Below are 24,352 nucleotides of genomic sequence, written 5' to 3' on the forward strand. Positions count from 1 at the left end.
AGTCGCTAGGATAGCGGCTGGAATTGGCACACCGGCCTAATCCGGTTGTCTTACTTTTCTTATCCTTGACATGGAGGAGTCGGCCCGTGGTTATTTTGGAACCATTTGTTTGGCTGGTCTCGTTTGTCCTTAAGGCGTGGCACCTTTTACTGGCCTCAGTGTTTCACCTGCCATCTTCTCTGTCCTGGACGCTTTCTCTCTTCCTGCTGGTGTTTACGGTGCGTGGCGCTCTGGCGTTTCTCGCGTTCCAGCAATTTATCTCGGCGCGCAAGACGGCCAACCTACGGCCGCAGCTTTTTATACTCAAGGAGCGCTACCGCAGGAGCATCGAGCCGAACTCGCCACAATACGTAAACTTTGCCAGCAAGGAAATGCGCAAAGCCGAAGGTATTAAGACCTCCGTAATGCTGGCGCCCCTCTTCGTCCAGATTCCCGTGATTATGGGCCTTGTTCGCATGCTGAGGCACATGCTGCGGGCGTCTGAGGGGCCTGGACTGCCTGCGTCTCATAATGTCGGATTCATCTCTAAGGATGAGATTTCCGACTTCCTGAGCGCGACATTCTTGGGGCAGCCTCTACCCGCGTATCTGCGCATGGACCCGGAGCAACTACAAATCCTTGGGGGCAATCATGATTCGCTGTTAGCTTTCTGCATTATCGGCATCGTGGCAGCGGCCATTTTCACCGGTTTTAACTTGGTCATTTCCTACCGCCGGTTGCAGCGCACTCTCGACTATTCCAATAGCGTCAGTGTATTCCTCAGCAAGTTCATGCGCGTAATGCTTATCTACGCACCGCTGATGATCCTCTTCGCGGGGTTCTTTGGCCCAACACCTGTGGCTCTAATTGTCTACTGGGTCACCAATAACTTCTGGACACTGACCCAAAATATTATTCTCACCCGCTATGTAGAAAAGACCTACCCACTCACGGACGATTTCCGAACTCTGCAAAACCACCAAAAGGGTGAATACGAATCGGAGCGGGAAGAAAAGAAGAAGTTAAAGCAGGCCAAGCGTCGCTTTTATATCAAATCCGCATTCGCTCCGTGGAAAATAAAGCAGTATAAGAGCGAATATGCCGCTATTGAGAAGGAATCGCGGGACCGTCGTAAAGCAAAGCAGGACGAAGAATATGCCCAGGCTTTGAAAATTGCGAAGGTTCGCTACATGGTGACCCAGATGAGGCCTGGCGCTCAGGACAATTTGCCGTCCCTGACGCAGGATATGAAGATTTCCTCGGGTATAGTTCCGCCGCTTCCCGGCCTGGCTAAAGTGCGGGCAGACATGAAACGACAAGCCGAGAAAGCACAAAAGGCGCAGAAGCGGCCGAAACCAATTCTGATTGCAAAGAACCTGGGAATGCTGCTCGGCCAGAATACGAAGAATATGGTTAAGAAAGCCACCGGCTCAAAGGAGTCGGACTGGAAACGCTTCCGGGATTAGCCCGTGAGCAAAAGGCGAGAACTAGGGCGCGTTAAAAAAGGGAATTAGGTATTTACGTGACCAAGTCACGGGCCAGGTCGCGCGCCATCTGCAGCGGGTTCAGATCCTTGGACATCTTGGCACCCGCGAGGCCGCCGTCGAGGTAGAGCAACAGCATATTTGCGTGAGCAGACGGCATACTAGATTCATTTTCAGTCAGCAGCGTGTGTAGCTGTTGCCAAACCCAGGAACGGTGATCGGCTGCGGCCTGACGGATGTCCTGCTCCGACTCCGTTTCCGGCCGCGGATATTCACTAGCCGCATTCTGGAAGTGTGAACCACGGAAGTCGATTGCCGGCTGCTCCGCAATACACTGATCAAAGAACGCGAGAATCTTCTCCGCCGGGGTATCCAACGAGGCCACTCGCTGCTCCCAAGCCTCCCGCCATTTGGCGTCGAGGTCTTGCAGATATGCAATGACTAGCTTGTCCTTGGATCCAAACAACGAATACAGGCTGGCTTTGGCCACATCAGCTTCCCGCAGGATGCGGTCAATGCCGACAACGCGGATACCCTCTGTTGTAAACAGAGTTGTCGCTGATGCCAGGAGGCGCTCCCGCGGACTGGGGCGGTTACGACGGCGAGAGGAAGCGCGGCCGCCTTTTGCGCCCTTGCCCGTTGTCGCTTCTGCCACGGCAGTACCTCTCGTCCTTCCAAAGTCACACCCCGTTCTAACAGCTGCTTACTCGCAAACACCGGCATTAGCGCCATTGCTTTCAGAGCACTGAACAGGGCGTTCATAGTCTGTGATATTCCATTGTAGGCGTATCTGCGACTGTGATTTTGTAAAAGAACAAACTAGTCAGTCTTTCAGCCTCTAGTCCTACTTTAGCGTGCGATGATTGCCGCCCCCAACAGATGTCGCGACAATCGCAGAACGCCAACGTCACGACAACCGCACAACAAAAAAAGGGCATCTCAATGTTGATGAGATGCCCCGCGCTCTAGCTCACTATCCAGTAGATAGCAGCGTTACGACGCTTCGTGCATAGTCGCGCTGTTTTGCTTGGCTTACTTGCGCTTTTGAACCAGGCCGACAATCCACAACAGGATCACGGCGCCGAGCAGACAGGTGAGGAAGCTGAAGAACTTTCCGCCACCGGCGACATCAACGCCGAACAGGGTGAGCAGCCAACCGCCCAAGAAACCACCGACGATACCAACGACGATATTCAGGACGACGCCCATCTGTTCATCGGTGTTCATGATCTTAGAGCCGATCCAGCCGGCAAGACCACCGATGATAATCCAGCTGATGAAGCCCATCGTGGGACTAAAGGAGGCAGCAAGAAGAATCTCGTTCATGATAGATATTCCTTTCCCGAAATCGTTCTGACTCAACTATAAGTCTTTCCGAAAACTCTTGCATACACTGCAAGCACTATCAGGCCATTTCGGCCACTGAGAAACTAGCGAGATAACAGTCGGATAGCCACAGGAAAACTCTTATAAAATCTGCACTTTCTGCATGAAAACAGGGTTTATGCAGACGAGAGGCCTCATTTGGATAAACCGAAGCCGGCCCCGACACCTGTCGGAAACCGGCTAGGTTCTACTTATAAATATTCGGTAACGGTTTCTACTCTCGGCGCTAACCGCGCCTCGACGACCGCCGCCGGCGTCTTTTCTCAGCCCCCTCGAAGGGCGCTTTAGGCGTCAGTCTCCGGGCGGACGACCATCATCGGGCAAGCAGCCGCCTGCAGGAGTGCACGCGAAGTGGAGCCGAGCAGCATGCCCTTGAAACCTCCGCGGCCGTGGCTGCCGACGACCAGCAGCTGCGAGCCTTCCGAGGCATCAGCCAGAGCACGAACCGGGCGGTCGCGGGTAACAACCTTCTTGATGGCCACTTCCGGGTACTTCTTAGCGTACTTCTCCAGACGGTGGCCGAGCAGAGCCTTCTGCTCCTCTTCCACAACCTGCCACTGGCTCTGAGCTGCAGAAAGGCCAGCCAGGGAAGCCTGTACCTGCATGTCCATCCAGGTGTGAACCGCAATCAGTTCGGCACCACGAGCATCGGCCTCACGGAATGCGTACTCCGTTGCCTTTTCGGAAATATCGGAGCCATCGACACCGACAACGACAGGACCGTACTTGGTCTCATCGGTTACCAGGTTGTCCTCGCGGACAACAACAACCGGGCACGATGCGTGGGAAACAACAGCGGCGGAAACCGAACCCATGACCATGCCAGAGAGCCCACCCAGACCGCGAGAGCCCATAACCACCATGGTTGCCTGCTCAGACAGGTCGAGCAGCATGTCAATCGGACTGCCCTCTTCAATCTGGTGGCTGACATCTACCGACGGTGCGAAGTCGAGGGCAATCTTCTTGGCCTCGTTAATCTTCTCCAGGGTCTCGGCCTCAAGATCGTCGTAAAGCTCCTGCGGCGGAACCATGCCCTCTGCGTAGAGGAACTGCGGCATGGAGTAGCTGCTGACCAGACGGAGCGGCTCACCGCGCTTCACTGCGGTGTTAGCGGCCCACTTGACGGCGGTCTTGGATGCCTCCGAGCCATCGACCGCGCACACAATGATGTTCTGCCTTGGCATTGATTGCCTCCTTATTATGCGATCCATAAAAATTGGCTCTCCGCGGCCCGACCGCAACGCAGCTACACCTATCGCACCTGCTTGGACGCCATTTTAATGGACAAGCTTTGCTATTTAGTCAACTCTTCCGAGCCAACCCTTTTATTACTTTCACCTCCACCCTACCCCCATTATGTTGCGACCGACAGGGCAGAATGTTGTCCACCTACGCCATTAGGGGCGGTACCAACACAGCCCTGCGCCAGCAGCTCCGCTTGCCCGCCGGGTGAATCCGGGGCACCTGTTAAAGTCAGCCGTATGCGTCGCATGCCACTGCCCATTCGCGATGGGCTCAACCCCTCCCGCATCGCCGCTCCCGGGCGTCGTGGCGATGCCCCCACCCGTGCGTGGGATCTGCTCGCAGGCGCTATCGCAGGTCAAACCCACCGCCACCCAGACGATGATGAAACGGCTGTGGCCAAGCGTTTTGCAGATGGGCTCGTCGTTCGCGCCAACTCAGTGCCCTACAGTCCAGATGACATGGTGAAGCCCGGCGCGGAAATGTGGTTTTACCGCACCCCGGCACCGGAGCGCACAATCGCGGGGCCGATGCCGATTGTCTTTCAAGATGACAACCTTGTGGTCGTCGACAAGCCGTCGTTTTTGGCAACGATGCCACGCGGCCGACACATCACGGAAACCGCTGTCGTACGCCTGCGGCGGGAGCTGGGAAATCCGGAGTTGGTTCCCGCGCATCGCCTCGACAGACTGACGTCGGGGTTGCTCATCTTTACCGCCCGGCGCGAAGTTCGTGGCGCCTACCAGGGGCTTTTCGCATCGGGGGAAGTCACTAAGCGCTACCACGCACTGACATCGCCCACACCCATCGCTGGCGCGACCAGCGAAGCCCTGCCCGAGACCCCACTGGAATTGCGCACACGACAGCACAAAATTGCTGGCCAAATGCAGGCTTATACTCTCGAGGGCGAGCCAAACGCCCACACCATCATCGAGCACATTTCGCTTGTCGACGTGCCTTCGGACGCCGACGGCCTCGCTGCCGACAGTGGTCGCGTTGCGCTGTGGCAATTGAAACCCATCACCGGACGCACTCATCAGCTGCGGCTGCACTTGAGTGAACTGGGCTTTCCCATCCTGGGTGACCAGTACTACCCGGAGATTCTGCCGCTGGAGGCCGAGAATACCTCGGAGCCCCTGCACCTGGTCTGTGTAGAAATGAGTTTCGCTGACCCCGTGACTGGTGAACAACGAACGTTCCATTCCCGCCGCAGCGTTTTCAATCCGCTTTCGCTGCCGGATATTAATTCGCCGTTGATCAAATCTAATTAGAAGAGAGCCCCTCCCCCATGTCTGCCAAGCATGCAAAACGCCCCACCAAATCATCCGCTGAGTCTTCTTTGAAGCATTCCGCCCCACCAGCGGCGGCCTACGCTGAGGGGCTCACCAAGAAGTACGGTGTCGGCAATGCCGCTGTTACTGCACTGGACCATGTCGATATCTCTTTTGCCGCTGGTGAGTTCACCGCGATTATGGGGCCGTCCGGGTCGGGTAAGTCGACATTGATGCACTGCATGGCCGGCTTGGACTCCGCGACGTCGGGAAGCGCGTACATCGGCACGACGGAACTGTCGAAGCTGTCGGACAAGGAGATTACGGCGCTGCGGCGTGACCGCCTGGGCTTTGTGTTCCAGTCCTTCAACTTGGTGCCGACGTTGACAGCGGCGGAGAACATCACCCTGCCTATCAATATCGCTGGTCGTAAGGTGGATAAGCAGTGGTTCGAGGAAATCACCACGCGCCTCGGGCTTAAAGAACGGCTTACGCACCGCCCCTCGGAACTGTCCGGTGGCCAGCAGCAGCGTGTCGCCTGTGCGCGTGCCATTGTCAGCCGGCCGGAGATCATCTTTGGAGATGAGCCGACGGGCAACTTGGACTCGAACTCATCCCGTGAGGTGTTGACGATTCTCCGCGATGCGGTTGATGACATCGGCCAGACCGTTGTCATTGTGACGCATGATGCCACCGCCGCGTCCTACGCAGACCGTGTTGTGTTCCTCGCGGATGGCCGCGTGGTTGACGAGCTTCGCAACCCCACGCCCGCCGATATTTTGGCGCGCATGGCAGATATTGAGAATCTTTAGGAAGGCAGGTCATCTCTCCCCATGGCATCATCGTCTTCCACGCTAAGCCGCGTCGCCTGGCGTAATATCACCTCGCACAAGTTGCGCCTCGTGCTCACAATTATTTCGGTCGTGCTGGGCACAGCCTTCATCACCGGCGCATTTGTGTTCACATCATCGCTGGACAAGGCCTTTAAGGGCGCAATGAGTACCGCTTATGACGGTGTCGACGTGGTGGTGACGGCCCCAGCTGACAATCCCGGTGCTCTCACCGAAGAAACCGCGCAGGAAATCGAAAGCTTCCCCGGGGTCCGAGCCCTCAACATTGGCGATCCCAACAACAGCATTACGGCCACGGGAGCCGACGGCAAGCCGATTCAAACCAATGGTTCGCCATCGATGGGTCTTCCCTACTATCCAGCGGCCGAAGCGGTGGGCAACAAGGTCACGGTTACCGAGGGGCACGCGCCGGAAACACCAGGTGAGGTGGTCGTCAACTCCACCACCGCCGAACTCGGCAACCTCCACGTCGGCACTGAAATCAAAGTAGCCACCCGCCTCGATCGGGCGACGGTGAAGGTTGTCGGCATCGCTGATACCTCCATCGACGAAACCGGCTACCTCGCGGTCTTTTTCACCCAGAATCAGTGGCGCAAGCTCTACGGCGCGGACAGCCATATGGACATGTTCACCCTCGCCGCCGATTCCACCACTGACGCTGCCACGCTTACCCGTGATGTCGCAGAAGCATTCCCCGAGCTCAAGGTAGAGGCAGGCTCTAAGCTCGCCGAGGAGGCCTCCGAACGTGTCTCCTCTGCCTTAAGCTTTGTCAACTACTTCCTCATCGCTTTCGGGCTCATCGGGCTGCTTGTGGGCATCTTCATCATCTCCAATACTTTCACCATGCTGGTCACTCAGCGCATGAAGGAGTTCGCTCTCCTCCGCGCCCTCGGTGCTTCACGACGACAGCTCACTGCGTCCGTCCTCTTGGAGGCATTCATTGTTGGCCTCATCGGTTCCGCACTAGGTGTCATCACGGGATTTGGGCTGAGCCAGGGGCTATTCATGCTTCTCGATGCCATGAGTATCTCCATGCCCGGCGATGGCCTGACATTCGAACCGGTGGCAGTCATCGTTCCTCTCCTTGTCGGCGTGGCCATCACCATGATCGCCGCCTGGACGCCGGCCGCCCGCGCTGGCGCGGTCCCTCCTGTAGAAGCCATGCGCTCTGGGGATCAAACAACCAGCAATAGCCTCAGTGCTAGGACGTGGACCGGTACTGTGCTGGCGTCCGCCGCGATCGTAATCATTGCCTGGGCATTGCAGTGGAACGACGCAGAAACCAAGATTCGTGCCGTCTTCGTTGGTGTCGGTGCAGTGATGGCCGTAGCCTCCGTCTGGCTTGTCGGCCCCGCGCTGTCCATGCCTCTGATCGGAGGACTGGGGCGCGTCGTAGGTGCGCCTTTTGGAACCGTCGGCAAGCTTGCGGCGACGAACTCCCACCGCAATCCGCGCAGAACGGGAACCACATCGTTTGCACTGACGCTCGGGCTTGCGCTGGTGACTGTGATTGGCATGTTCGGTGTGTCCATGAAGGAGGCGGTCAATGAGTGGTCAGAGACCAATCTGACGGCTGACTTCGTGCTCTCGCCACCTCTGACCGCGCATTCGGCCCTGCCACTTGGGGTCGAGGATGCGGTGAAGGATATCGATGGTGTCGACGACACCGCAACCTTGTCGATTGGCGCGCTACTGGTAATCCCACCTGAGGAAGCCGCCACGATGATAGCTTCCGACGGCGAACAAACTGAAGTCGGACCGGAATCTAGTAATGCGTCGGTTTTCAACTCCAACGTCGGCAAATGGTACGGCACTCGCGCCATCCAGGGCTCCCTGGATCTGGCCAAGCCGGATGCGGGAATTGTCATCAGCGAATCAACAGCGAAAAAGAATAGTTGGAACGTTGGCACTGAACTCGCAGTTGTTTCCAAAGGCGGCATAACACGGCTCCCCGTCACCGGCATTTTTGCTGACACAAGAGATCCAGGCCAGTCGATTATTGTCTCCGACGAAGCCGCCCATAAATATGTCAAAAGCAGCCACCTGTTGCCCTTCCAGACCTACGTCGATGTCTCCAATTCCATCGCGGCAGACAGCGGCTCCTTGGATAAAATGAAGCAAAAGCTTAGCGACGCAGTTGCGGACTACCTCGTAGTACAAGTGATGACTGCTAAGGAGTTTGCGGGCCTGGCTAATGCCTCTATCGATGTCATGCTGGGAATCGTGTACGCACTGCTGGCACTGGCGGTCATCATTTCGATTCTGGGAATTATCAATACTGTCGCGCTCTCAGTTGTCGAGCGCCGCCAGGAGATTGGCATGCTTCGAGCCGTCGGCCTGCAGCGCTCGGGGATTCGCCGGATGATTCGCCTGGAATCTGTGGAAATCTCCATTTTCGGCGCGGTTGTGGGTATTGTCCTCGGCTTGTTCCTTGGCTGGTCACTGCTGACCGTGCTGAAGGATGAGGGCCTGAATACTATTGCGGTACCGTGGCTGCAGGTTGTTCTCACGCTGCTTGGGTCTGCGCTTGTAGGCGTTATTGCTGCTCTCGGACCTGGTCAGAAGGCCGCGAAGACACCACCTCTGGCCGCTATCGCAGACGAATAGCCGCCGCTATATGAAAGCGCCCCGTGCAGATATAGTTTCTGCACGGGGTTTTATTTCGCCTTATTACCTAGGCCGAATCAGCTATCCGACTCACGCATTTCCGCTGGAAATTTATACGGCTGCGTTGGCCTTGCGAACCTCGCGTTCACGATTCTTCAGCGCCTTATTGAGAAGCATAAGGAACCACACAAAGCCAACCGTCAGGATAATGTGGCCGAGTCCTGCAATTCCCGAGTACATCGGACCCCAGGCCTCCGGGCCTGAAACAACGTGGACGATACCGTTTGCCACCATCATGCCGATCGTCCAAACAATGCCGACATTCTGAACAATGAACCAGCGATCAAAGCCCTTGACAGCTGAAATATTGAATTGACCATCCAATGCCAGCGCAACCAAGAAAAAGATCGTGCCAAGGACAAGGAAATGCGTGTGCAGCGTATTGAGCTGCGTTTTATCGCCAAAATCCATTGCACGGGTAAATTCACGATAGAAAACGCCAGAGAATAGACCAAGACCGAGATAGACCGAAGCGGCTGTGAATAACTTACGCATACTTCGTAGCCTACTCAGATAACACTGGCTTCTAAATGGACTAAACCCAGGGGGTTAAACGAAAGTTTGATACCGCGAAACTAGAGGGCCTCAAACTAACCGCGCGAATCGAGCCACAACACGTTTCGGCACAGCCTTAAATAGAGCCATCACCAGACCATATAGACCGGGTGCGACCTCCGCTCGGCCGCTCTCCGCTGCACGTAACGTGCGCTCCACCAGATAACTGAGATTCTGCTCAGGCATAAGACGCAACTTCACCGACTTCGCCTGCTTCACGACGTCCCGTAGCGCCTTGGTCTTAACCTTTCCCGGGTAGCAAATAGTTACAGTTACACCATTAGGTTTCAATTCCTCTCTAAGGCAGATACCCCAGTGCCGAATAAACGCTTTCGATGCTGTGTACACCGCCAGCCCTGGAGTTGGTGCTACAGCTGAGATCGATGAAACGAAAATGATGTGGCCGTTCTTTTCGAATAAATCGTTTAGCGAGTAAACCGCTGCGACCGTACCGCGAATATTCGTCTGTATCATTTGATCAGCCTGCGAAAAATCCTGGGTTTTAACATCGCCATAATTCGCATACGCGGCATTGAGGATTAAATAAACTATCGTCGCGTGATGGCGGTCAACATGATTCCGGAGTTTATCGCCAAAATCATCATCGGACTGATCTAGACAAAGATATCGAAGACGAGGACCTTGCCTCTGCGAGAACTCAGCGTCTTCACCGGAAGAATCATCGTTGTAGCTACGAGAAACACACCAAATTTCATCTAGGTCTGGACGTAGCTGCCCAAGTCTATCGGCAAAGACGGCGCCTATGCCCCGAGATGCTCCAGTCACGATTCCCACTCGCATGAATTCCAAGATACAGCCGACTGAGTCGAGCAATTAAAACGGCGCCGACGTAGCGCGCCGCATAGGAATAAGCATACGAACAGCAAAATGCAGCACTAAAACGCTAGTTAATTCTGTTTACCCGTAGGTACAAAAGTGGGCCGCAGCACCCAACCCCACACGGGAACTGGCTACCACGACCCACAACAATAAACTTTTTATGCCGGCGGCGACCTACTCTCCCACACCCTCCCGAGTGCAGTACCATCGGCGCTGGTGGACTTAGCTTCCGGGTTCGGAATGGGACCGGGCGTGACCCCACCGCTAACACCACCGACAAAAACCAGGCAACAACCATCCCCACCACAACTTTGGGTGGGTGGTGTCATGCCAGACACTGAATAACGGACGCGAGCAAAAACCCTGTAATTCACACTTTGTGTGTTGAATGTTTGGTCTATTAGTACCGGTCACCTCCACACCTTACGATGCTTCCAGATCCGGCCTATCAACCCCATCATCTATAGGGGACCTCAAAAGAAACCTAATCTTGGAACAGGCTTCCCGCTTAGATGCTTTCAGCGGTTATCCCTTCCGTACGTAGCCAACCAGCCATGCCCCAGGCGGGACAACTGGCACACCAGAGGTACGTCCATCCCGGTCCTCTCGTACTAGGGACAGCCTTCCTCAAGTTTCTACGCGCGCGGCGGATAGAGACCGAACTGTCTCACGACGTTCTAAACCCAGCTCGCGTGCCGCTTTAATGGGCGAACAGCCCAACCCTTGGGACCTACTCCAGCCCCAGGATGCGACGAGCCGACATCGAGGTGCCAAACCATCCCGTCGATATGGACTCTTGGGGAAGATCAGCCTGTTATCCCCGGGGTACCTTTTATCCGTTGAGCGACACCGCTTCCACAAGCCGGTGCCGGATCACTAGTCCCTAGTTTCCTACCTGCTCGACCTGTCAGTCTCACAGTCAAGCTCCCTTGTGCACTTACACTCAACACCTGATTGCCAACCAGGCTGAGGGAACCTTTGGGCGCCTCCGTTACTCTTTGGGAGGCAACCGCCCCAGTTAAACTACCCACCAGGCACTGTCCCTAACCCGGATCACGGGCCGAGGTTGAGATGTCCAATACGATCAGAGTGGTATTTCAACAACGACTCCACCCCAACTGGCGTTGAGGCATCACAGTCTCCCACCTATCCTACACAAACCGAACCGAACACCAATACCAAGCTATAGTGAAGGTCCCGGGGTCTTTTCGTCCTGCCGCGCGTAACGAGCATCTTTACTCGTACTGCAATTTCGCCGGGTCTGTGGTTGAGACAGCAGGGAAGTCGTTACGCCATTCGTGCAGGTCGGAACTTACCCGACAAGGAATTTCGCTACCTTAGGATGGTTATAGTTACCACCGCCGTTTACTGGGGCTTAAATTCTCCGCTTCGACCCGCAAAAGGGGTCTAACAGGTCCTCTTAACCTTCCAGCACCGGGCAGGCGTCAGTCCGTATACATCGACTTACCCGTCTTCGCACGGACCTGTGTTTTTAGTAAACAGTCGCTTCCCTCTATTCTCTGCGGCCACAACCAGCTCAACCACGTCGGTCACCAGTCATGGCCCCCCTTCTCCCGAAGTTACGGGGGCATTTTGCCGAGTTCCTTAACCACAGTTCTCCCGATCGCCTTAGTATTCTCTACCTGACTACCTGTGTCGGTTTCGGGTACGGGCCGTATATCCACATCGCTAGAGGCTTTTCTCGGCAGCATAGGATCACCAACTTCCCCAAAACGGGTACGCATCACGCCTCACCCTATATGTGCTCCGGATTTACCTAGAACACGGGCCACACGCTTACACCACGATATCCATCACGTGGCACGGCTACCTTCCTGCGTCACCCCATCACTTGGCTACTACCAGTTCAGGTCCCCGGCATCACACACACCAACCAACCTAAAAGGCTAGTAAACGGCGCGTGTTCAGGTGGGTTAGTATCCCTGATTCACCATGGGCGCGGACACACGGGTACGGGAATATCAACCCGTTATCCATCGACTACGCCTGTCGGCCTCGCCTTAGGTCCCGACTCACCCTGGGAGGATTAACCTGGCCCAGGAACCCTTAGTCATTCGGCGGAGGAGTTTTCCACTCCTCATTCGCTACTCATGCCTGCATTCTCACTCGCGCACACTCCACACTAGGGTTACCCCAGCGCTTCACAGCAGTCACGCGACGCTCCCCTACCCAACCACCAAAAAATGGTGATTGCCGCGGCTTCGGCGGTGTACTTGAGCCCCACTACATTGTCGGCGCAGAACCACTCGACCAGTGAGCTATTACGCACTCTTTCAAGGATGGCTGCTTCTAAGCCAACCTCCTGGTTGTCTTCGCGATCCCACATCCTTTTCCACTTAGCACACCCTTAGGGGCCTTAGCCGGCGATCTGGGCTGTTTCCCTCTCGACTACGAAGCTTATCCCCCGCAGTCTCACTGCCGTGCTCTCACCTCACCGGCATTCGGAGTTTGGCTGATGTCGCTAAGATGATAGTCCCGCTAAACCAACCAGTAGCTCTACCTCCAGGAGGAAACACACGACGCTGCACCTAAATGCATTTCGGGGAGAACCAGCTATCACGGAGTTTGATTGGCCTTTCACCCCTACCCACAACTCATCCCCTCAGTTTTCAACCTAAGTGGGTTCGCGCCTCCACAGAGTCTTACCTCTGCTTCACACTGGCCATGGGTAGATCACCCCGCTTCGGGTCCAGGACATGCCACTGACAACACACTAGTTAGTATTCGCTTTCGCTACGACTACCCCACCAAACGGGTTAACCTCGCGACATGCCGCTGACTCGCAGGCTCATTCTTCAAAAGGCACGCCATCACCCCACAAAAAAGGGCTCTGACGGATTGTAAGCACATGGTTTCAGGTACTATTTCACTCCCCTCCCGGGGTACTTTTCACCATTCCCTCACGGTACTAATCCGCTATCGGTCATAAGCAGGTATTTAGGCTTACCGGGTGGTCCCGGCAGATTCACAGCAGATTCCACGAGCCCGCTGCTACTCGGGCAACACACCAATTGCACGCACGGGTGTTTCACGTACCGGACTCTCACCGTCTACGGCAGGACATTCCAATCCACTTCCGCTACACCCACACAACACAACGCAGGACTAGCAGACCCTGCACAATGCATCCCCACAACCCCACGCACGCAAACCCTGCCAGGTATCACACGCACGCGGTTTAGCCTCATCCACGTTCGTTCGCCACTACTAACGGAATCACAATTGTTTTCTACTCCTACGGGTACTGAGATGTTTCACTTCCCCGCGTAACCACCAATTAGACTATGAATTCATCTAACGGCGACCGCCCACAACGACGGCCAGGTTTCCCCATTCGGACACCCTCGGATCAACGCTCAGTTGGCAGCTCCCCGAGGCCTATCGCAGCCTCTCACGTCCTTCATCGGCCTACTATGCCAAGGCATCCACCATGCGCCCTTACAACACAACACACAAACAAATAACTAAGAACAATCACAAACAGAAAAACTGCTTGACAAAATCGAACTTACAGAAAAACAAGATGCTCGCGTCCACTATCCAGTTCTCACACAACACCCACACACCACACACAAACCACCACAACAGCAGCCTGCCCGCAGCACGCAGCAACCTGTAAACAGGAACAACAACATGTGTCATCCCAGACACCCAACAGCGCACCAACAACCAACCAACACCAAAGGAAAGCACAAACGTTTAAAATCATCACACGCACGCGCAGACCACCACTTCAGTGATCTAACCAGTAGGTGTTCCACCCAAAAAAACAAAAAATAGCCACACGCCACCAACACGATGACACATGACACAAAGAAAAATAATCTCCTTAGAAAGGAGGTGATCCAGCCGCACCTTCCGGTACGGCTACCTTGTTACGACTTCGTCCCAATCGCCAATCCCACCTTCGACAGCTCCCCCACAAAATGTGTTAGGCCACTGGCTTCGGGTGTTACCGACTTTCATGACGTGACGGGCGGTGTGTACAAGGCCCGGGAACGTATTCACCGCAGCGTTGCTGATCTGCGATTACTAGCGACTCCGACTTCACGGGGTCGAGTTGCAGACCCCGATCCGAACTGAGACCGGCTTTGCGGGATTAGCTCGCCCTCACGGACTGGCAACCCACTGTACCGACCATTGTAGCATGTGTGAAGCCCTGGACATAAGGGGCATGATGATTTGACGTCATCCCCACCTTCCTCCGAGTTAACCCCGGCAGTTTCTTACGAGTCCCCACCACAACGTGCTGGCAACATAAGACAAGGGTTGCGCTCGTTGCGGGACTTAACCCAACATCTCACGACACGAGCTGACGACAACCATGCACCACCTGTATACAAGCCACAAGGGAAACACCATCTCTGGCGCGATCCTGTATATGTCAAGCCCAGGTAAGGTTCTTCGCGTTGCATCGAATTAATCCACATGCTCCGCCGCTTGTGCGGGCCCCCGTCAATTCCTTTGAGTTTTAGCCTTGCGGCCGTACTCCCCAGGCGGGGCGCTTAATGCGTTAGCTACGGCACGGATCCCGTGGAAGGAAACCCACACCTAGCGCCCACCGTTTACGGCATGGACTACCAGGGTATCTAATCCTGTTCGCTCCCCATGCTTTCGCTCCTCAGCGTCAGTTACTGCCCAGAGACCCGCCTTCGCCACCGGTGTTCCTCCTGATATCTGCGCATTTCACCGCTACACCAGGAATTCCAGTCTCCCCTACAGTACTCAAGTTATGCCCGTATCGCCTGCACGCCCGGAGTTAAGCCCCGGAATTTCACAGACGACGCGACAAACCACCTACGAGCTCTTTACGCCCAGTAATTCCGGACAACGCTCGCACCCTACGTATTACCGCGGCTGCTGGCACGTAGTTAGCCGGTGCTTCTTCTCCATCTACCGTCAGAAACCCTTCGTCGATGGTGAAAGGAGTTTACAACCCGAAGGCCGTCATCCCCCACGCGGCGTCGCTGCATCAGGCTTCCGCCCATTGTGCAATATTCCCCACTGCTGCCTCCCGTAGGAGTCTGGGCCGTGTCTCAGTCCCAATGTGGCCGTCCACCCTCTCAGGCCGGCTACCCGTCGCCGCCTTGGTAGGCCATTACCCCACCAACAAGCTGATAGGCCGCGGGCCCATCCCACACCGAAAAAACTTTCCACCACACCCTCACGGTGCGGTCCTATCCGGTATTAGACCCAGTTTCCCAGGCTTATCCCGAAGTGCAGGGCAGGTCACCCACGTGTTACTCACCCGTTCGCCACTCGTGTACCCCAGCAAGCTGGAGCCTTACCGTTCGACTTGCATGTGTTAAGCACGCCGCCAGCGTTCGTCCTGAGCCAGGATCAAACCCTCCATCAAAAACCCTTCAAATCAGAAGAATCAAAAAAACAATGAAAGGCCCAAAAACCTGACAAAAACAGACAAACAACCACCACACACCAAAAACAGTGCGCGGCCTGGCCGTTATCCAAAAATAAAACGTTCTCCCCTTCGAACCGACGAGGCCAAAAAAGAAGAGAACAACCATGATCTTTCCCACAAATGAAAAAACCACGCGAAAAGCACCCAAACAAAGGCGCCGCCACGCAATCCATCACCCGCAAGCACAAAAGGACCCAAAACAAACAAAGGCCCCCGGCACCCACCAGCAACACACACGCGCAAACGACAACCAAACAAGCACTTTCCCAAAAAAGTATTAGTTAGTACATCGGCACACTATTGAGTTCTCACACAACACACACCCACGAAGACAACCACCCCAACCAGGGCAACCACCACATGAGCAGCAGAAGAAGACTCTACCTTCACTGCAAACACAAGTCAAACCGACCGTGAATACAAAGTAAACTCTCCCCCACATCACCACAACAAGCAATCACATCGCCCTGTCGCGCTGACCCCGGATACATTACACACACTTCACACATAAAGCGAACCCCCAGGTCACAATGACTTTCTTGGGTACTTTCGAGCTAATAGAAGACCATAACCCTAGAGTTTCACTTAAAGCTGTTCGGCAATGCGTTCGTTCACCGGCTTCTTACGCACACTCACGAGTTATCTCAGCAAAGTGACAAGTCTCGAGGCCTTCGTCGTAAAGCGAGATGGAGCGAAACCACCCCAATAGAAAGCTCCAGTGAGGAAAAGCTGGGCTAGGGAACTAAAGTCGAACTGTGACTACATCAACGAAGACCGATGCCCGGCCGGTCCATCCGGTCGATGAGTATCCGGGCCATGTGAAATTGCTTGTACTCGGCTTTCAACATGTGCTCGCCGCGTATGCAGGCGCGGTGGCAGTCCCGCTTTTCGTGGGCTGGGCACTTGTGGATGCCGGGCGTATGTCCCCATCCGATATTCCGCACCTAATTGCCGCGGACCTGTTTGTTGCCGGCATCGCCACCATCGTGCAGTCGGTGGGTATTTGGCGATTTGGTGTGCGGTTACCACTGATTCAGGGCTGTACCTTCTCTGCCGCCATTCCGATGGTCACTATCGGATCGCAATACGGCGTGCCCGCAATCTACGGTTCGGTGATTGCATCGGGCATTTTCATGATGCTCTTTGCACCGCTTTTTGCGTCGCTTCTACGTCTATTTCCGCCGTTGGTCACTGGCACGGTGCTATTGATTATCGGTACGACGCTTATGCCAGTCGCAGCTGACTGGGTTGGTGGCGGTGCTGAAGTCAAGGACACTCCTGATTTCGGCACGCCCCAAAACTTGGCAGTAGCTGTGTTTGTGTTGGTCTTGATTCTCAGTATTGAGCGTTGGGCACCGGAATGGCTCGCCCGAATCGCCGTTCTAGTGGGCATGATTTCTGGGTTGCTGCTGTGCATTCCATTGGGAATGGTGGATTGGTCTGGGACTAAGGACTCACCAATCTTTGGGCTGACACATCCGTTCTACTTCGGCATGCCTGAGTTTGTCTTCTCGGCTGTATTTGCCATGTGCATTGTCTCGCTTGTGACTATGGTCGAGGCGACTGGAGATGTGCTTGCAATCGGTGAGATTACCGAGACCGAGATTGATAATCGCCGTATTGCCGACACACTGCGTGCCGACGGTGCTGCGACCGTGATCGGCGGTATTTTCAATACCTTCGAATACACGGCGTTTGCCCAGAACATCGGCGTCCTGTCCATCACGGGCGTGCGATCCCGATGGGTTACCGCAGCTGCAGGCGGAATGCTGCTGATTCTGGGACTGATTCCAAAGACGGCCGCTCTCGTTGCTGCTATCCCGGCTCCAGTTTTGGGAGGTGCCGGTATCGCCTTGTTCGGCATGGTCGCAGCATCCGGCGTCCGCACCCTATCCAAGGTTAAGTTCACTGAATCCAACGTGATCGTGGTTGGTATTCCGTTGGCACTGGCATTGCTTCCGGCTGTATCGCCCGAACTATTCTCCGGACTGCCGGCATGGGCACAAACGTTTATGGCCTCAGGAATCTGCGTAGGTTCCGTCGCAGCTATTATCTTGAACCTTTTGTTCAACACCGCCGACCGTGCACCGCACGCAGTTACTCCGAGCGCTCACGACACCTTCCGCGGAGGTATCAACTCTGAAGATAAGGACCACGACGGCTACGGCGACGTCCCGCCCGCTAAGCCAAGCAGTAATAACTAACTTCGGTACTTTGATTAGCGTGGCTGGATAGCTCAATCCCAGACCGCGCTGGCGTAATTAAATACAACACATTCCCGTATGGGCGCAGGCAATACCTCGCCCATACGGGATTTCCTTTTGGCGCGACCTTGGATGGCGCCGCGTTGTCTCGTAGGTAGGGCCTTAAGAATCAGGACGAATTCCAAATAAGCGTATGGATCCCTATTTGGACAGCTTGGCAGTAAAGCCCCATTGAAGCGCGGTATCTGCATGTCGGGATGAGTGGCTGTGGTAAACACAGAAGTGCAATAACTGAATCGGACATGCCAACAAGCTCAGTGCCAGAATTCGAGGAGCCTCCGACCGGTGTACTGCGCATCGGACCCTTCTAAGTACCCGCAATTAAGCCAAATCGGTAGCTACCCCGAGATATAAGCCACGACATTTGTCGATTAAATGTTGTTTACCCGTAGGTACAAAAGTGGGCCGCAGCCCCCAACCCCACACAAGGGGCAAGGCAACCACGACCCACACAATAAACTTTTTATGCCGGCGGCGACCTACTCTCCCACACCCTCCCGAGTGCAGTACCATCGGCGCTGGTGGACTTAGCTTCCGGGTTCGGAATGGGACCGGGCGTGACCCCACCGCTAACACCACCGACAAAAACCAGGCAACAACCATCCCCACCACAACTTTGGGTGGGTGGTGTCATGCCAGACACTGAATAACGGACGCGAGCAAAAACCCTGTAATTCACACTTTGTGTGTTGAATGTTTGGTCTATTAGTACCGGTCACCTCCACACCTTACGATGCTTCCAGATCCGGCCTATCAACCCCATCATCTATAGGGGACCTCAAAAGAAACCTAATCTTGGAACAGGCTTCCCGCTTAGATGCTTTCAGCGGTTATCCCTTCCGTACGTAGCCAACCAGCCATGCCCCAGGCGGGACAACTGGCACACCAGAGGTACGTCCATCCCGGTCCTCTCGTACTAGGGACAGCCTTCCTCAAGTTTCTACGCGCGCGGCGGATAGAGACCGAACTGTCTCACGACGTTCTAAACCCAGCTCGCGTGCCGCTTTAATGGGCGAACAGCCCAACCCTTGGGACCTACTCCAGCCCCAGGATGCGACGAGCCGACATCGAGGTGCCAAACCATCCCGTCGATATGGACTCTTGGGGAAGATCAGCCTGTTATCCCCGGGGTACCTTTTATCCGTTGAGCGACACCGCTTCCACAAGCCGGTGCCGGATCACTAGTCCCTAGTTTCCTACCTGCTCGACCTGTCAGTCTCACAGTCAAGCTCCCTTGTGCACTTACACTCAACACCTGATTGCCAACCAGGCTGAGGGAACCTTTGGGCGCCTCCGTTACTCTTTGGGAGGCAACCGCCCCAGTTAAACTACCCACCAGGCACTGTCCCTAACCCGGATCACGGGCCGAGGTTGAGATGTCCAATACGATCAGAGTGGTATTTCAACAACGACTCCACCCCAACTGGCGTTGAGGCATCACAGTCTCCCACCTATCCTACACAAACCGAACCGAACACCAATACCAAGCTATAGTGAAGGTCCCGGGGTCTTTTCGTCCTGCCGCGCGTAACGAGCATCTTTACTCGTACTGCAATTTCGCCGGGTCTGTGGTTGAGACAGCAGGGAAGTCGTTACGCCATTCGTGCAGGTCGGAACTTACCCGACAAGGAATTTCGCTACCTTAGGATGGTTATAGTTACCACCGCCGTTTACTGGGGCTTAAATTCTCCGCTTCGACCCGCAAAAGGGGTCTAACAGGTCCTCTTAACCTTCCAGCACCGGGCAGGCGTCAGTCCGTATACATCGACTTACCCGTCTTCGCACGGACCTGTGTTTTTAGTAAACAGTCGCTTCCCTCTATTCTCTGCGGCCACAACCAGCTCAACCACGTCGGTCACCAGTCATGGCCCCCCTTCTCCCGAAGTTACGGGGGCATTTTGCCGAGTTCCTTAACCACAGTTCTCCCGATCGCCTTAGTATTCTCTACCTGACTACCTGTGTCGGTTTCGGGTACGGGCCGTATATCCACATCGCTAGAGGCTTTTCTCGGCAGCATAGGATCACCAACTTCCCCAAAACGGGTACGCATCACGCCTCACCCACATGTGCTCCGGATTTACCTAGAACACGGGCCACACGCTTACACCACGATATCCATCACGTGGCACGGCTACCTTCCTGCGTCACCCCATCACTTGGCTACTACCAGTTCAGGTCCCCAGCATCACACACACCAACCAACCTAAAAGGCTAGTAAACGGCGCGTGTTCAGGTGGGTTAGTATCCCTGATTCACCATGGGCGCGGACACACGGGTACGGGAATATCAACCCGTTATCCATCGACTACGCCTGTCGGCCTCGCCTTAGGTCCCGACTCACCCTGGGAGGATTAACCTGGCCCAGGAACCCTTAGTCATTCGGCGGAGGAGTTTTCCACTCCTCATTCGCTACTCATGCCTGCATTCTCACTCGCGCACACTCCACACTAGGGTTACCCCAGCGCTTCACAGCAGTCACGCGACGCTCCCCTACCCAACCACCAAAAGATGATTGCCGCGGCTTCGGCGGTGTACTTGAGCCCCACTACATTGTCGGCGCAGAACCACTCGACCAGTGAGCTATTACGCACTCTTTCAAGGATGGCTGCTTCTAAGCCAACCTCCTGGTTGTCTTCGCGATCCCACATCCTTTTCCACTTAGCACACCCTTAGGGGCCTTAGCCGGCGATCTGGGCTGTTTCCCTCTCGACTACGAAGCTTATCCCCCGCAGTCTCACTGCCGTGCTCTCACCTCACCGGCATTCGGAGTTTGGCTGATGTCGCTAAGATGATAGTCCCGCTAAACCAACCAGTAGCTCTACCTCCAGGAGGAAACACACGACGCTGCACCTAAATGCATTTCGGGGAGAACCAGCTATCACGGAGTTTGATTGGCCTTTCACCCCTACCCACAACTCATCCCCTCAGTTTTCAACCTAAGTGGGTTCGCGCCTCCACAGAGTCTTACCTCTGCTTCACACTGGCCATGGGTAGATCACCCCGCTTCGGGTCCAGGACATGCCACTGACAACACACTAGTTAGTATTCGCTTTCGCTACGACTACCCCACCAAACGGGTTAACCTCGCGACATGCCGCTGACTCGCAGGCTCATTCTTCAAAAGGCACGCCATCACCCCACAAAAAAGGGCTCTGACGGATTGTAAGCACATGGTTTCAGGTACTATTTCACTCCCCTCCCGGGGTACTTTTCACCATTCCCTCACGGTACTAATCCGCTATCGGTCATAAGCAGGTATTTAGGCTTACCGGGTGGTCCCGGCAGATTCACAGCAGATTCCACGAGCCCGCTGCTACTCGGGCAACACACCAATTGCACGCACGGGTGTTTCACGTACCGGACTCTCACCGTCTACGGCAGGACATTCCAATCCACTTCCGCTACACCCACACAACACAACGCAGGACTAGCAGACCCTGCACAATGCATCCCCACAACCCCACGCACGCAAACCCTGCCAGGTATCACACGCACGCGGTTTAGCCTCATCCACGTTCGTTCGCCACTACTAACGGAATCACAATTGTTTTCTACTCCTACGGGTACTGAGATGTTTCACTTCCCCGCGTAACCACCAATTAGACTATGAATTCATCTAACGGCGACCGCCCACAACGACGGCCAGGTTTCCCCATTCGGACACCCTCGGATCAACGCTCAGTTGGCAGCTCCCCGAGGCCTATCGCAGCCTCTCACGTCCTTCATCGGCCTACTATGCCAAGGCATCCACCATGCGCCCTTACAACACAACACACAAACAAATAACTAAGAACAATCACAAACAGAAAAACTGCTTGACAAAATCGAACTTACAGAAAAACAAGATGCTCGCGTCCACTATCCAGTTCTCACACAACACCCACACACCACACACAAACCACCAAACAGCAGCCTGCCCGCAGCACGCAGCAACCTGTAAACAGGAACAACAACATGTGTCATCCCAGACACCCAACAGCGCACCAACAACCAACCAACACAAAAAGGAAAGCACAAACGTTTAAAATCATCACACGCACGCGCAGACCACCACTTCAGTGATCTAACCAGTAGGTGTTCCACCCAAAAAACAAAAAATAGCCACACGCCACCAACACGATGACACATGACACAAAGAAAAAATAATCTCCTTAGAAAGGAGGTGATCCAGCCGCACCTTCCGGTACGGCTACCTTGTTACGACTTCGTCCCAATCGCCAATCCCACCTTCGACAGCTCCCCCACAAAATGTGTTAGGCCACTGGCTTCGGGTGTTACCGACTTTCATGACGTGACGGGCGGTGTGTACAAGGCCCGGGAACGTATTCACCGCAGCGTTGCTGATCTGCGATTACTAGCGACTCCGACTTCACGGGGTCGAGTTGCAGACCCCGATCCGAACTGAGACCGGCTTTGCGGGATTAGCTCGCCCTCACGGACTGGCAACCCACTGTACCGACCATTGTAGCATGTGTGAAGCCCTGGACATAAGGGGCATGATGATTTGACGTCATCCCCACCTTCCTCCGAGTTAACCCCGGCAGTTTCTTACGAGTCCCCACCACAACGTGCTGGCAACATAAGACAAGGGTTGCGCTCGTTGCGGGACTTAACCCAACATCTCACGACACGAGCTGACGACAACCATGCACCACCTGTATACAAGCCACAAGGGAAACACCATCTCTGGCGCGATCCTGTATATGTCAAGCCCAGGTAAGGTTCTTCGCGTTGCATCGAATTAATCCACATGCTCCGCCGCTTGTGCGGGCCCCCGTCAATTCCTTTGAGTTTTAGCCTTGCGGCCGTACTCCCCAGGCGGGGCGCTTAATGCGTTAGCTACGGCACGGATCCCGTGGAAGGAAACCCACACCTAGCGCCCACCGTTTACGGCATGGACTACCAGGGTATCTAATCCTGTTCGCTCCCCATGCTTTCGCTCCTCAGCGTCAGTTACTGCCCAGAGACCCGCCTTCGCCACCGGTGTTCCTCCTGATATCTGCGCATTTCACCGCTACACCAGGAATTCCAGTCTCCCCTACAGTACTCAAGTTATGCCCGTATCGCCTGCACGCCCGGAGTTAAGCCCCGGAATTTCACAGACGACGCGACAAACCACCTACGAGCTCTTTACGCCCAGTAATTCCGGACAACGCTCGCACCCTACGTATTACCGCGGCTGCTGGCACGTAGTTAGCCGGTGCTTCTTCTCCATCTACCGTCAGAAACCCTTCGTCGATGGTGAAAGGAGTTTACAACCCGAAGGCCGTCATCCCCCACGCGGCGTCGCTGCATCAGGCTTCCGCCCATTGTGCAATATTCCCCACTGCTGCCTCCCGTAGGAGTCTGGGCCGTGTCTCAGTCCCAATGTGGCCGTCCACCCTCTCAGGCCGGCTACCCGTCGCCGCCTTGGTAGGCCATTACCCCACCAACAAGCTGATAGGCCGCGGGCCCATCCCACACCGAAAAAACTTTCCACCACACCCTCACGGTGCGGTCCTATCCGGTATTAGACCCAGTTTCCCAGGCTTATCCCGAAGTGCAGGGCAGGTCACCCACGTGTTACTCACCCGTTCGCCACTCGTGTACCCCAGCAAGCTGGAGCCTTACCGTTCGACTTGCATGTGTTAAGCACGCCGCCAGCGTTCGTCCTGAGCCAGGATCAAACCCTCCATCAAAAACCCTTCAAATCAGAAGAATCAAAAAAACAATGAAAGGCCCAAAAACCTGACAAAAACAGACAAACAACCACCACACACCAAAAACAGTGCGCGGCCTGGCCGTTATCCAAAAATAAAACGTTCTCCCCTTCGAACCGACGAGGCCAAAAAAGAAGAGAACAACCATGATCTTTCCCACAAATGAAAAAACCACGCGAAAAGCACCCAAACAAAGGCGCCGCCACGCAATCCATCACCCGCAAGCACAAAAGGACCCAAAACAAACAAAGGCCCCCGGCACCCACCAGCAACACACACGCGCAAACGACAACCAAACAAGCACTTTCCCAAAAAAGTATTAGTTAGTACATCGGCACACTATTGAGTTCTCACACAACACACACCCACGAAGACAACCACCCCAAACCAGGGCAACCACCACGTGAGCAGCGAGAGAAAACATTAACAAACAATTAACCAGAAAGTCAAACCAACGACTCCCAGCGGCTAACCGCACGAAAACATTTCCCCCACATCAACCAACCAAACACATAAACTGCCTGGCCACGCTGACCTCCAGATACATTACACACATGCCCCTATTTAAGCGAATCCGCTGGTAGAACCTGGAAAACGAATCACTTTAGTTAACTCTGTACGCCAGATTTGAGCCTTCCTACGGCTCGGGCGCTACTTTTCAGCAACTCAGCAAT

General features: G+C 54.9%; 10 protein-coding genes and 6 rRNA genes. 5 read left to right on the plus strand and 11 right to left on the minus strand.

All coding sequences use genetic code 11. From position 1 onward, the window contains the following. The first annotated feature begins 86 nt into the window (after positions 1-86). On the plus strand, positions 87-1,445 hold the full coding sequence (yidC, locus tag EGX79_10945) for a membrane protein insertase YidC (GenBank protein ID AYX82642.1): 1,359 nt from the start codon (positions 87-89) through the stop codon (positions 1,443-1,445). Positions 1,446-1,497: 52 nt separating this feature from the next. Here the strand turns inward: yidC and EGX79_10950 are convergent, their stop codons facing one another. The 3 genes from EGX79_10950 to EGX79_10960 all read right to left on the minus strand — a co-directional run bounded on the left by EGX79_10950 (position 1,498) and on the right by EGX79_10960 (position 4,033). Further along, the gene (locus tag EGX79_10950) at positions 1,498-2,118 is read right to left on the minus strand and encodes a TetR/AcrR family transcriptional regulator (GenBank protein ID AYX82643.1); all 621 of its coding nucleotides are present in this window, start codon (positions 2,116-2,118) and stop codon (positions 1,498-1,500) included. A gap of 377 nt (positions 2,119-2,495) precedes the next feature. Continuing rightward, positions 2,496-2,789, minus strand: a complete 294-nt coding sequence (locus tag EGX79_10955; GenBank protein ID AYX82644.1) for a GlsB/YeaQ/YmgE family stress response membrane protein — start codon at positions 2,787-2,789, stop codon at positions 2,496-2,498. 344 nt (positions 2,790-3,133) lie between these two features. Next, positions 3,134-4,033: a universal stress protein gene (locus tag EGX79_10960; protein ID AYX82645.1), complete on the minus strand. Its 900-nt coding sequence runs from the start codon at positions 4,031-4,033 to the stop codon at positions 3,134-3,136. Positions 4,034-4,330: 297 nt separating this feature from the next. On the opposite strand from EGX79_10960, the gene EGX79_10965 reads away from it, so the two are divergent. From EGX79_10965 to EGX79_10975, 3 genes are all read left to right on the plus strand, one after another. Beyond that, complete coding sequence (locus tag EGX79_10965; GenBank protein AYX82646.1) at positions 4,331-5,362, plus strand: 23S rRNA pseudouridylate synthase; 1,032 nt, start codon at positions 4,331-4,333, stop codon at positions 5,360-5,362. A gap of 68 nt (positions 5,363-5,430) precedes the next feature. Continuing rightward, entirely contained in the window at positions 5,431-6,174 is a 744-nt protein-coding gene (locus EGX79_10970; protein ID AYX82817.1) for an ABC transporter ATP-binding protein, read from the plus strand. A gap of 21 nt (positions 6,175-6,195) precedes the next feature. Then, on the plus strand, positions 6,196-8,820 hold the full coding sequence (locus tag EGX79_10975; protein AYX82647.1) for an ABC transporter permease: 2,625 nt from the start codon (positions 6,196-6,198) through the stop codon (positions 8,818-8,820). Between the two features lie 111 nt (positions 8,821-8,931). On the opposite strand, the gene EGX79_10980 is transcribed toward EGX79_10975, so the two are convergent. The 5 genes from EGX79_10980 to EGX79_11000 form a co-directional block, all read right to left on the minus strand. Then, positions 8,932-9,375 carry a DUF2871 domain-containing protein gene (locus EGX79_10980; GenBank protein ID AYX82648.1) on the minus strand — a complete coding sequence of 148 codons (444 nt, stop codon included), beginning with the start codon at positions 9,373-9,375 and terminating at the stop codon, positions 8,932-8,934. A 90-nt stretch (positions 9,376-9,465) separates the two neighbouring features. Next, complete coding sequence (locus EGX79_10985; protein ID AYX82649.1) at positions 9,466-10,236, minus strand: SDR family NAD(P)-dependent oxidoreductase; 771 nt, start codon at positions 10,234-10,236, stop codon at positions 9,466-9,468. Between the two features lie 200 nt (positions 10,237-10,436). Further along, positions 10,437-10,553 (minus strand): 5S ribosomal RNA (rrf, locus tag EGX79_10990). A gap of 96 nt (positions 10,554-10,649) precedes the next feature. Further along, a 23S ribosomal RNA gene (locus EGX79_10995) occupies positions 10,650-13,748 on the minus strand. 373 nt (positions 13,749-14,121) lie between these two features. Continuing rightward, positions 14,122-15,653: ribosomal RNA gene (locus tag EGX79_11000) — 16S ribosomal RNA — on the minus strand. The 16S, 23S and 5S rRNA genes sit together here, the layout of an rRNA operon. Before the next feature lie 817 nt (positions 15,654-16,470). Between EGX79_11000 and EGX79_11005 the strand changes: the two genes are divergently transcribed. Further along, a complete protein-coding gene (locus tag EGX79_11005) occupies positions 16,471-17,919 on the plus strand; it encodes a purine permease (GenBank protein AYX82650.1) in 1,449 nt (482 codons plus the stop codon). Between the two features lie 526 nt (positions 17,920-18,445). Here EGX79_11005 and rrf (EGX79_11010) read toward each other — a convergent pair. From rrf (EGX79_11010) to EGX79_11020, 3 genes are all read right to left on the minus strand, one after another. Next, positions 18,446-18,562 (minus strand): 5S ribosomal RNA (gene rrf / locus EGX79_11010). Between the two features lie 96 nt (positions 18,563-18,658). After that, a 23S ribosomal RNA gene (locus EGX79_11015) occupies positions 18,659-21,753 on the minus strand. Positions 21,754-22,126: 373 nt separating this feature from the next. Then, positions 22,127-23,658: ribosomal RNA gene (locus EGX79_11020) — 16S ribosomal RNA — on the minus strand. Positions 23,659-24,352 lie beyond the last annotated feature (694 nt).

It is taken from the genome of Corynebacterium jeikeium, from assembly GCA_003955985.1.
GTDB classification, from domain to species: domain Bacteria; phylum Actinomycetota; class Actinomycetes; order Mycobacteriales; family Mycobacteriaceae; genus Corynebacterium; species Corynebacterium jeikeium_D.